Annotated in this window: 12 protein-coding genes; 2 read left to right on the top strand and 10 right to left on the bottom strand. The window is 38.3% G+C overall.

Annotated features, from left to right (window positions below; all coding sequences use genetic code 11):
* Positions 1-37: 37 nt before the first annotated feature.
* Positions 38-1201 (bottom strand): GGDEF domain-containing protein, encoded by a 1164-nt coding sequence (locus ATS71_RS08210; RefSeq protein ID WP_058404383.1) that lies wholly within the window; start codon positions 1199-1201, stop codon positions 38-40.
* A 143-nt stretch (positions 1202-1344) separates the two neighbouring features.
* On the bottom strand, positions 1345-2235 hold the full coding sequence (locus ATS71_RS08215; protein WP_058404384.1) for a TIGR01777 family oxidoreductase: 891 nt from the start codon (positions 2233-2235) through the stop codon (positions 1345-1347).
* 169 nt (positions 2236-2404) lie between these two features.
* Here ATS71_RS08215 and ATS71_RS08220 point away from each other — a divergent pair, with 169 nt between their 5' ends.
* Positions 2405-3439, top strand: coding sequence for an AI-2E family transporter (locus tag ATS71_RS08220; RefSeq protein WP_058404385.1), 1035 nt, complete (start codon positions 2405-2407; stop codon positions 3437-3439).
* A gap of 38 nt (positions 3440-3477) precedes the next feature.
* On the opposite strand, the gene ATS71_RS08225 is transcribed toward ATS71_RS08220, so the two are convergent.
* From ATS71_RS08225 to ATS71_RS08250, 6 genes are all read right to left on the bottom strand, one after another.
* Entirely contained in the window at positions 3478-4548 is a 1071-nt protein-coding gene (locus tag ATS71_RS08225) for a flavin monoamine oxidase family protein (RefSeq protein ID WP_058404386.1), read from the bottom strand.
* 102 nt (positions 4549-4650) lie between these two features.
* Complete coding sequence (locus ATS71_RS08230; protein WP_058404387.1) at positions 4651-5061, bottom strand: hypothetical protein; 411 nt, start codon at positions 5059-5061, stop codon at positions 4651-4653.
* Complete coding sequence (locus tag ATS71_RS08235) at positions 5048-6385, bottom strand: ATP-binding protein (RefSeq protein WP_058404388.1); 1338 nt, start codon at positions 6383-6385, stop codon at positions 5048-5050. Before ATS71_RS08235 ends, ATS71_RS08230 begins: the two co-directional genes overlap by 14 nt.
* A complete protein-coding gene (locus tag ATS71_RS08240) occupies positions 6379-7053 on the bottom strand; it encodes a response regulator transcription factor (RefSeq protein ID WP_058404389.1) in 675 nt (224 codons plus the stop codon). Before ATS71_RS08240 ends, ATS71_RS08235 begins: the two co-directional genes overlap by 7 nt.
* Positions 7054-7055: 2 nt before the next feature.
* Positions 7056-7316, bottom strand: a complete 261-nt coding sequence (locus ATS71_RS08245; RefSeq protein ID WP_058404390.1) for a PepSY domain-containing protein — start codon at positions 7314-7316, stop codon at positions 7056-7058.
* Positions 7317-7471: 155 nt separating this feature from the next.
* The gene (locus tag ATS71_RS08250; RefSeq protein WP_058404391.1) at positions 7472-7774 is read right to left on the bottom strand and encodes a YciI family protein; all 303 of its coding nucleotides are present in this window, start codon (positions 7772-7774) and stop codon (positions 7472-7474) included.
* 189 nt (positions 7775-7963) lie between these two features.
* On the opposite strand from ATS71_RS08250, the gene ATS71_RS08255 reads away from it, so the two are divergent.
* The gene (locus ATS71_RS08255) at positions 7964-9388 is read left to right on the top strand and encodes a sodium-dependent transporter (RefSeq protein ID WP_058404392.1); all 1425 of its coding nucleotides are present in this window, start codon (positions 7964-7966) and stop codon (positions 9386-9388) included.
* 54 nt (positions 9389-9442) lie between these two features.
* On the opposite strand, the gene ATS71_RS08260 is transcribed toward ATS71_RS08255, so the two are convergent.
* Both ATS71_RS08260 and ATS71_RS08265 read right to left on the bottom strand, forming a co-directional pair.
* Complete coding sequence (locus tag ATS71_RS08260; RefSeq protein ID WP_058404393.1) at positions 9443-10084, bottom strand: CPBP family intramembrane glutamic endopeptidase; 642 nt, start codon at positions 10082-10084, stop codon at positions 9443-9445.
* Positions 10085-10146: 62 nt separating this feature from the next.
* The coding region (locus tag ATS71_RS08265; protein WP_235591444.1) for an inner membrane-spanning protein YciB at positions 10147-10580 on the bottom strand (434 nt) is incomplete at its 5' end.

The following is a 10580-nucleotide window of genomic DNA, read 5'->3' on the forward strand; positions in this document are numbered from 1 at the left end:
GATTCAAATACACCAATAAATATACTTTTATTGGTAATTAACCTTGTAAAAGTAGGCTTTTTTCATCGTAGGTAACTACTTTGTCGCGGCCTGTTTCTTTAGCTAGGTACAGTCTTTTATCGGCGGTGGCTAATAATTCTTTTATAGTCAGCTCATCGTTTATGGCGCTACTTACGCCTGCACTCACCGATAAATTTATATCGTGTCCCTCGTAATAAAATGGATAACAGCTTATGCTTTCGCGTAGTTCTTCAGCATTATTTCTGGCATCACTTAATGAGCAGTCTGGTAACAGTATGGCAAACTCTTCGCCACCGATTCGGGCTGATATTTCTTCATTCAAAAATTGTGATTTCACATGCTGCGCTATCCACTTTATGGCCTGATCGCCAGCTTCGTGCCCATAGGTGTCGTTAACGCGTTTGAAAAAATCAATATCGAGCAAAATAAGTGACACGCTTTTGTTTTGGTAAAGTGGCAAACTTAACGCGTTTTTTCCTTTTGTAAAAAAACCACGGCGGTTAAATAGCTGACTTAACACGTCGGTATTAGCAATGCTGGCAAGCGTATGTTCTGTATTAGATGCTAATAAATAAGGGAGTAACAATGCACTGCAAGTGGCCAAAATTAAATGACTACTTAAAATGAGCTCTAAAGGTTCTAAGTAGGTTGTAGCGCTTACGCTCAAAATAGGTAAGGAAAGCAGTGCTGTTTGAACAAACATAAGTAAACTATGGATTAAAAAGCAGGTAATTAAGGCTTTTTTTTGCAAGGTTGCAACAAAGTCCATAGTACTAATGGTGTAAGCAGAAAATAAATATAAGCCGGCAATAATAAAGCTAGTTAACATTTGAGCTGCAGAGTATGGGTAAACCGACAATAAAACCACCGCAGTAAATAACAGAAGGTAGTAAATTGGGCGTAAGTTTAATGATTTGCTGTATTTGTATTTATGCAGTCCAAGAATAATTAAAAATGGGCTGAGTATTATAAAAATATTCGCTAAATAGCCAGTAATAAAGGGAAAGTTAATTACTAGTTTCAAACAAGCCAATAATTCAGCAAATGAAAATGCGATGCACGCAAAACCAAAAATTAAAAAAGAAGATTGTTTTTTATAACTGTGGACTGATAAAAAAAATAACCCTATTAGTAAGTTAAGTACAAAAGAGAGACCAATAACGGTGGGCAGGTGTAGCATTGTTTTTCTCTTTTTAATTGGGTAAGTTTACTAAAGTAGGCTTAAGTATTAGGTATTAAGTTTAAAAGGTCAACATGGGTAAATAGTAGTAGTTACCCATGTTGTTATTGGACTGAGTATACGTTGAGGATAATTAACACCAGCTAAACCAAATTATCTAAGGCCGATTTAACGGTTTCATAATGAAAACGATAGTTATGCTTTTGCGCTTTAGTGGGTAGGACAAATTGCCCCGTAGTAAGTAAATCAGACATTTCGCCCATTAATACCTTTAAAACAAATGCAGGCATGGGCATAAAAGCGGGGCGAGATAACGCATTACCCAAGCGTTTACTAAATTCTGCATTGCTAACTGGGTTTGGTGCAACGGCATTAATTGGGCCCGAAATTTCAGGGTGTTTCATTATGTATAAAATAAGTTGTGTCATGTCGTCTATATGAATCCACGACATGCCTTGCTCGCCATCACCTATTGGTCCACCTAAGCACAATTTAAATGCAGGGAGCATTTTACTCAACGCACCGCCTTTTTTAGCTAACACAATGCCGGTTCGTAATAGGCACACTCGTGTTTTTTCAGACTGTGCTTTTAATGCTACGTTTTCCCAATCTTTACACAGTTGATGGCTAAATTCGTCGTGGGGATCAGTAAAGGTTTCATCAATACGCTTATTGCTTTGTCTGCCGTAATAGCCAATAGCGCTGCCTGATATGAACGTATGAGGTGGAGTGGTACTTGTTGCAATAGCATGGCTAATTTGCTGCGTTATATTAATGCGGCTATCGCGTATGATTTGTTTTTGTTTATCGCTCCAACGTTTATTAACTATGGGCTCACCTGCTAAATTAATAACAACATCTACGGTATTAAAATCAACATCGCTTATGTTAGTGACAGCCTTAACTTTATGACCCAATAAAACATATGCTTTTGTGGTATTGCGGCTTAGTACAGTAACCGTGTTGTGGTGCTCTAAAAAAGGGCATAAATGCTGGCCAATTAGCCCAGTGGCACCTGTAACAAAAATATGCATGTTGAATCCTTAAATTATAATTGTAGCAAGTGTTTTAAATTATGCTCACTAGCACTTAGCTTTCGAACTTTATACGAACGACTAAGGGTTATGATCACTTCGTAATTATTTCATTTCATTAGGTTTTGCCTTACACTGTGTGAATATAAATAATAAAAGGATTAATAAATTGGCTGGTTTGACAGGTGTAAATAAAAGCTTAATTGTTTTTGCTGCTTTAGTGGTGGTATTAGCAGGAATAAAAGCTGCAAGCGTAATTATTATTCCGTTTATATTAGCTGCATTCATTGCCATTATATGTAATCCACTGATTAAATTTTTTGCACGTTACAAAATCCCAAAAGGCATAGCAGTGATGCTTGTAGTACTCATTATTGTTGGTCTGGGAGTCAGTTTAGGTGGCTTAGTTGGTCAATCAATTAACGATTTTTCTCAGCAGCTACCTGAATATAAAGCGCAACTTAAAGAAGAGTTTATCTGGCTGGTCGACCTAGCCTCGCAATACAATATTTTAATTAATAAAGAACAACTTATTTCGATGTTCGATCCAGGTAAAATGGTTGATGTTGCAACGAACATGCTGACAGGACTTGGTGGAGTAATGGCAAACATGTTTTTGATAATCTTAACGGTTATTTTTATGCTGTTTGAAGGCCCACTTCTTAGTAACAAAATACATATGGCTCTTGAAGATCCCGACAGTAAAATGAAGCAAATTGACCGCTTTTTAGAATCTATCAATTCTTACTTGGCTATAAAAACACTCGTTAGTTTAGCTACCGGTATTATTGTATCTATTTATTTGTGGGTGCTTAATGTTGACTACTTTATATTGTGGGGCGTTTTAGCATTTATGTTTAATTACATTCCGAATATTGGGTCAATTATTGCTGCTGTGCCTGCAGTTTTACTTGCTTTAATAACTCAAGGACCTCTAATTGCAGGTATGGTAGCGGCGGGCTATTTAACAATAAACACGGTGATGGGTAACATTGTAGAGCCCAAATTTTTAGGTAAAGGACTTGGCCTATCAACCCTTGTTGTATTTTTATCTTTAATATTTTGGGGGTGGCTACTTGGTACTGTGGGTATGCTTTTGTCTGTCCCATTAACCATGATTGTTAAAATAGGTCTTGAAACCAGCATAGAGGGCAAGTGGGTCGCCACATTATTGGGCAGTGGTGAAGATAACGCGATACGTTAACTTCTGTCATTTATTACCACTATGCCCCATTTAAAATTCTATATAGCACTTAATGCGTCATCAACAGCGTTAAGTGCTCCCTCTAAATAACCGGCTTCTTTGTTTGCAAATTCACTTCCGACTAAATGAATATTTAACTCATTTAGCTCAGGTGTTAATTCACTACAATTAAACTCTGGGTGTTGCGAAGGTTGTGTTTTATCGTCGTTATTGGCAACAAATTCATCCTCAGCCCAATCTTTTATAAAACATTGTGTAGGGCTTTTAGCCGCCTCGCCGTAAAAATAGGTTAGTTGGCTAATACAGGCTTCTACTAATTGTGTTTTGGTAACTTTACTGCGAGTTGAATAAGGTATGCCGATAAAGCCAAATAAAGCAGCATGCTTGTTGTTATCTGCACTCGCGTCATGGATTTCAACCATAGGTCCTACTCGGCTAAAACATTGCCCAGATAGATTGCGTTCTCGCCAAAAAGCGTGATCAAAAGTGGCCACAAATTTAGCCTGTCCCGCCATCCAAGTAGGCGTTGTATTCAAACGATTAATGAGCCTTTGACTTGCCCAGAGCTCGGGCGTTAAATGTTGAGTGATCATGCGTGGAGGCAGGGCAGTGATCACAGTTTTTGCGTTGTAGTGCACTGTTTGGCCATTATTATTTATTTTTAAATGCCAGCCTTTATGTGTTTTTGTGAGTTCAGTGACTGAGTGATTTAACAACACCGATTTTGCGGGTAATTGTTTGTAAAGTTTATTTATCAGCGTGGTCATGCCGTGTTTCAGCCTAAACAGTTGCATATCGCCAGCGCCTGGAATTTGTTGAGCAGTTTGATTTGGTGCTTGGTATAGCACGTCGCCTTGGTTGTACTGTTCATACAGTGTTAAATTGAGTGATTTAGCTAATGACTGAATTTTAGGTTGGTGAGGGAAAATCCAGGTAGGGCCAAGGTCAAAGCCCGTATTGCTAGCGCTCAATGAGCCTTCGCAATAAATCCGGCCACCCAACTGGGCTTTGGCTTCAACTAATAAAAACGCAATATTACGTTGATGCAATTTAGTGGCGGCGTAAAGCCCTGCAAGCCCGCCTCCAATAATTAGTATAGGTTTAGTCATAAGCTACTCATTAATTGGATCAATCTACTGATAGGTAGTTTGTTTTGTAGCTTAAATAATGTCAAGCGTGTAATTATAACTTCATTGTTAATTAAATTTGCGTTAAAGAGGTTGCTTTAATGATTCAGTAAATTGGTTAACTAACTGAATTTCACAGTGTTTGTAGCTTATAGCGGCTGCTTTTGCGTTAGGAAGTTGTAATATGTATCGCCATTGGCAGGCGCTTTCAATGTACTTTTCGTTGTTTTTTATACTACGCATAAATAGTTGAAGTACCTGCGTATTGCCTGTGGCTTCTTCAGATTGTACTAGTTCATATTTACGCTTTTGTACCCATGTTCCTTGTTCTTGTTTGGCTTTATCTAATTGGGTATCAAGACATTGGATGTAGCGCTTCGACTCATTCATCGTTGGCTTGTCGGGTAATTGGCAAGCATCGTTAGCATTCACATTGACGCTTATTAAAAGTATCAAAAGAGCAAATAAAGTTGTATGGGTACTATTTTTTGTCATTGTAATTAAACTCTAATATAAATTGTGCTCCGCCTAATTTATCAGCTTCGGTTATGGTCAAAGTACCATGATACGAAGTGACTAAATCTGACACGATGGCCATTCCAACGCCATGTCCATTTTGATAAGTATCCAGGCGTGTGCCGCGTTTAAGTAATGATTCACGCTTATCCTCTGGAACACCTGGGCCATCATCGCTTATACCTATACATAACGTTTTAATTTGCACTACTTGGACGGTCACTTGTGAACGACAGGCTTTACAAGCATTGTCGATTAAATTGCCTAACAGCTCCATTAAATCAGTTTGGTCACCTAAAAAGTAGTCTTTATCAGAGACTATACAATCAAAAATAATGTCTTTGTCGCGATACACTTTAGCCATTGCACTGAGTATTGAGTCAATAACAGGTTTTATGGGTGTTTGTTTCTTCCATGTGTCTGACGCGCCAGTGGCGGCTCGTTTTAATTGATGTTCGATCATCACATTTATACGGTCTAACTGTTCTTGGGCGTCTGCATCATTTGCAAGCGGGCTTGATTTAAGCACGGCAAGCGGCGTTTTAAGAGCATGTGCTAAATCGCTGAGCGATGCTCTGTAGCGTTCTTTTTGCCGTTGCTGGGATTCAAGTAACAGGTTTAAATCGGCTTTTATAGTTTGTAATTCTATTGGGTAAAGCCCTTTGATTTCTTGAATATCGCCAGACTCAATGGCTTTTATTTCTTTATCTAAGCGCTGAAGTGGGCGTGCACTCCAAATAAAACCAACTGCCATTAAAGCTGTAATGGCTATCCCCATTACAAACATCCACTCAACTAAGGTTTGTTTAAAACCGTCCATTAAACGAAGTAGAGCGTCGTTGCGTTTTACTAAAATAAAGCGAGCTTGTTCAGATTGATCAATATTATTTAAAATAACTGTTAAGCTTAGCTGCCAATAAACAGTATTTTTATATTCAACACGCCTAAAATCGGCGGCACCTGCTTTTGTTTCTATTTGTTGGGGGACAAAGTCTACATTAACCGCTGACTCTGAATGCCAAATTGACTCATCATCTCGGTAAATCATCGCGTAAGTATCAGAGTTTAATCTGTTAAGCTCGGGCGCTAATATGGTGCTTGGCATAATTATGCCATGCTCAGTGAAGTCTACTTCAGAAATGAGAGAGTAAAGTTGTGCTTCTAGCGTTTTTTCTGTGGCTTCGACGAGGGATGCGTAATACGCTTTACCAATTGAGTAAAATAAAATTGGTAGTGCCACCAATAAAACAAAGACAAGGATAAATCCTTGCCTTATTTTTAGTGATACTTGCGGTCCTACCACTGGCTTTTAAGCCTGTAACCACGGCCACGCAACGTTTCAACTGGGTTTAATACACCCTCTGGATCTAACTTTTTACGCAGACGTAATACAAATACTTCAATTACGTTTGAGTCAAGATCGAAATCTTGATCGTAAATATGCTCGGTAAGTTCAGACTTAGAAATCACTTTTTGTGGGTTAACCATAAGGTATTCAAGTACTTTGTACTCGTATGCCGTTAAGCTTAGCTCTATGTCGTCTACCCATACTTGTTGCGAACGCGTATGAATTTTTATAGGGCCTGCTGTCATTTCTGGATTGGCTTTACCGGCACTGCGGCGAATAAGTGCATTACAACGCGCAATTAATTCTTCAACATGAAAAGGTTTTGTCAGATAGTCGTCTGCACCGGCGTCTAGCCCTTCAACTTTATCTTGCCAACGGTCGCGTGCTGTTAAAATTAAAATTGGAATTGTTACACCTTGCGCACGGGCTTTATTAATTAACTCGATACCGTCTATTTTGGGTAAGCCTAAATCAACAACAGCCATATCTAAAGGGTATTCAGTGATGTGGAATAAACCCGCTTCACCATCGTGGCATAAGTCTACGCTGTAACGCTCTTTTTCTAGTGCATTACGTAAGTTGTCTGCTAAATGTAGATCGTCTTCAATAACTAAGATTCGCATTTTTAATCCTTTTTCACTTCGCCGGTTTTTTTATTTATATGTAAATCAACGACGTGGCCGTCAGATTTGAGTATTCGCACGGTATAAAACTCTGGTTTTTCAGTTATTTTTAGCGTTTTACCGCCTATGGTTTCTTTTGCAAGTATTACTGCTTTCTTTTTATCCACCAGTTGATGAATCTTTTTGGTGGGCGTAGCCGAAGCTTGACTGCTGGCAGCAAAGCTAACACAAGCAATAAAAATGAGGCTTAATAATACGCGCATAACAGAAACTCCTAGACCAGATAACCCTAGTTTAATTAACTAAGTTACTAAAATTCAAGTAAAAACGTTAAATCCGTAATTACATTGGTAATTTTAATTAAAAACGTGTGAACAAATCCTGAATTACAGGTTAGCTCGTAACAGCACGCTGTTATTTATGCTGGAAACACTTTTTTAAATGGTTTAACAATTGTATTGACGTATACGCCTCCTGAAACATAAGGATCATCAGTTGCCCATTCGCGTGCAGCTTCTAACGAATCAAATTCTGCAATAATAACTGAGCCTGTAAAACCAGCATCCTGAGGGTCTTCATTATCAATAGCGGGGAAAGGGCCTGCAGTAAGTAGTCGGTTTTGTGCATCAAGCTCTTTTAGACGTTCTAAGTGCGCTGGGCGAGCTGCTTTTCTTAATTCAAGACTGTTTTCAACGTCAGTTGAATAAATCATGTACAACATAATGGATTCTCGTAAAAGTTGTTAAATTTTATTATGTAAATACTACCACAGCGTCGAAAATTGGCGAATCAAAAGCGTATACACTTAGGTTTACAGTTGGATTTTATTTTTAACGTTATTTGCTTGAAAACCGCTGTGTAACACTGGTAGAGTCGCTCAGATACTCAAAATAATAAAAAGGTTTTATACATGAGCGATAATAGAGAGCGATTTAGCTCCCGTCTCGGATTTATACTGGCAGCTGCTGGTTCAGCTGTTGGTATTGGTAATTTAGTGGGTTTTCCAGTTTCTGCGACTAAGAATGGTGGCGGCGCATTTTTATTAATTTATGCTCTATTTGTCGTTTTTATTTGTTTACCGGTTATGATGGCTGAAATGGCCATGGGCCGTAACGCTCAAAAAGATCCGCTTGGCTCATACACGTTACTAGCAAATAACGATAAAAAATGGAAGTTTGCAGGCTTTTTAGCCGTATTAACACCCTTTATGATTGCCGTTTTTTATATGGTAATTACAGTTTGGATTTTTGGATACCTAATACAAGCAGGTATGGGTAACTTAAATGCATTAGCTGACCCAAGCCACTTTGGCACGTTTATAAATAGCTACACCGTGTTCGCTTATATGGCAGTAGTGGTTGTTATTGTTAACCTAATTTTACTAGGCGGTGTTAAACAAGGCATAGAGAAAGCAGCCAAAGTATTAATGCCTGCACTTTTAGTCATGTTACTTGCGTTGGTTGCATACGTTTTAACGCTTGATAACGCATTGGCAGGTGTTGAGTATTACGTTATTCCTGATTTTTCAAAAATGAGTGCAAGCGTACTCAATGGCGCATTGAGCCAAGCGTTTTTCTCTTTATCGTTGGGTATGGGTATTTTAATGACTTATGCGTCTTATATCTCGAAGAAAGACGATATTGTAAGCAGTGCAAAAATGGTGGCAATAACAGACTCATTGGTTGCGTTTGTTGCAGGCCTTATGGTTTTACCCGCTATATTTAGTTTTGACCCAAACACAAATCCAGAATCGTTATCAGACTCGTCGGTATCAATGATTTTTGTTTTCCTACCTAAGATATTATTAGCATTACAAAATGATATTGGTTATGTAGGGGCATCGACTGTAGCGTTTGCATTCTTTTTGTTAGTATTTTTTGCAGCAATCACTTCATTGGTTTCTATTGTAGAGGTGCCTACTGCATCATTAAGTGATCGTAAAGGTATCAGCCGTAAGAAGGCATTGGGTATTTTAACCCTCAGCACAGGCGTGTTAACAATTATATGCACAATGTCGTTTGGTATGGTTGATAGTTTAACGTCGTTTACCAGCTATGGCGGTGCCAGTAAGAGCTTTTTTGATATTGTAATTGATGTATTTTATGACACTATATTACCTTTAAATGGCTTAATGGTGTGTTTGTTTGTAATGTACCGCTGGAAAAAGGCGCGTTTAACTCAGGAGCTTAGCCAAGGTTCTCCCAGCTACGAAGGTAGCATGATGGAAAAGTATGTGAACTTTTCACTATCAACGTTTATCCCGTTTATTTTAGCCGTGATATTTATAAACACGGTTGCGACTAAATTCTTTGGTTTAAAGTTATTTGGCTTTTAAAATGTAAAGTACAAAAATTAGCCGCGCTCGTCGCGGCTTTTTTTTGCCTAGCATTTAGCTTAAAGCACCTGAGTCTAGATAACTCCCAACACCCAGAGTAAACATCCATATTCCCCATAGGCTATGCTCAATAACACACACAAACGTTGAGCGGCTTTGTGCATAAGTATACGAAAATAACAATCCACCTAAAAAAGCCAAGCCTACTGCAATCAAGTTAGCATAAACAATATGTGCTAATGCAAACACGGTGGCACTGACAATTATACGCAAACCTTTGTTAGGCATAATGTGTTTATAACGATGAAAAAAGTAGGTTCTAAATATTAGCTCTTGAGGAATAACCGATAATACAGGGTATAGCAGTAATAAAAGTAGCCAATCATTAAAAGAGTTACGAGGCAGGGAAAACCAGTTTTCTTGATGGATGATCCCGTAAAACATACCTGAGAAAAGGGCGCCTAAAAAAAAGAAGCTAAACAGACGCTTTTTTACAGCAGAGAACTGTCCAAGGCTGGTAAGCCTAAAACGCTTAAAGTGAGGATCGCTTAATAAAAGCATACCGCACACGCTCATTAAAATAATAAGGGCAGGGAAAAGCCAATTGGCTAAATAATGACGTAAGCTAAAGCCTAGTATTGGTAGTAGGATAAATATAAGGGTAAATTCTAGCCAACGGTATTGATTAGCGTTCAAGGTCGTCTCAGGTTGTTTTTTTTACAAACTAACAAGCTAAGACGACACTTTTATGACGAGAACTATTTTACGGCTTCGTCATCATCGGGAAGGTATTTATAAAGCGTAATAATTGTGGCAAAAATACTAACGAAAGTAATGGCCATTAAGCCAAATACCTTAAAATTCACCCAAAAATCGAGTGAAAAGTTATACGCTATATAAATATTTAGCGCAGCAATACCGGCGGTAATAGCGACCCACATTAAGTTTAATTTATCCCACAATGGTTCGGGTACAGTTATTTTTTTATTCGTGTCGTTGGCGTTTTCTAAAATGGCACTTAGGGCTTTTTTCACTAAGTTTTTATTTAAAATATAACGACTTACAAGCAGCATAATGCTAAAACCAGCGTATATGATAGTGGCTTTCCATTTTACAAATTGCTCATCGTGAAAAACCAGCGTTAAGGTGCCAAATACGGCAGCAATAGAAAAAAATATCCACTGGCGGGTCG

This window comes from Pseudoalteromonas sp. H71 (genome assembly GCF_001468485.1).
Lineage (GTDB): Bacteria > Pseudomonadota > Gammaproteobacteria > Enterobacterales > Alteromonadaceae > Pseudoalteromonas.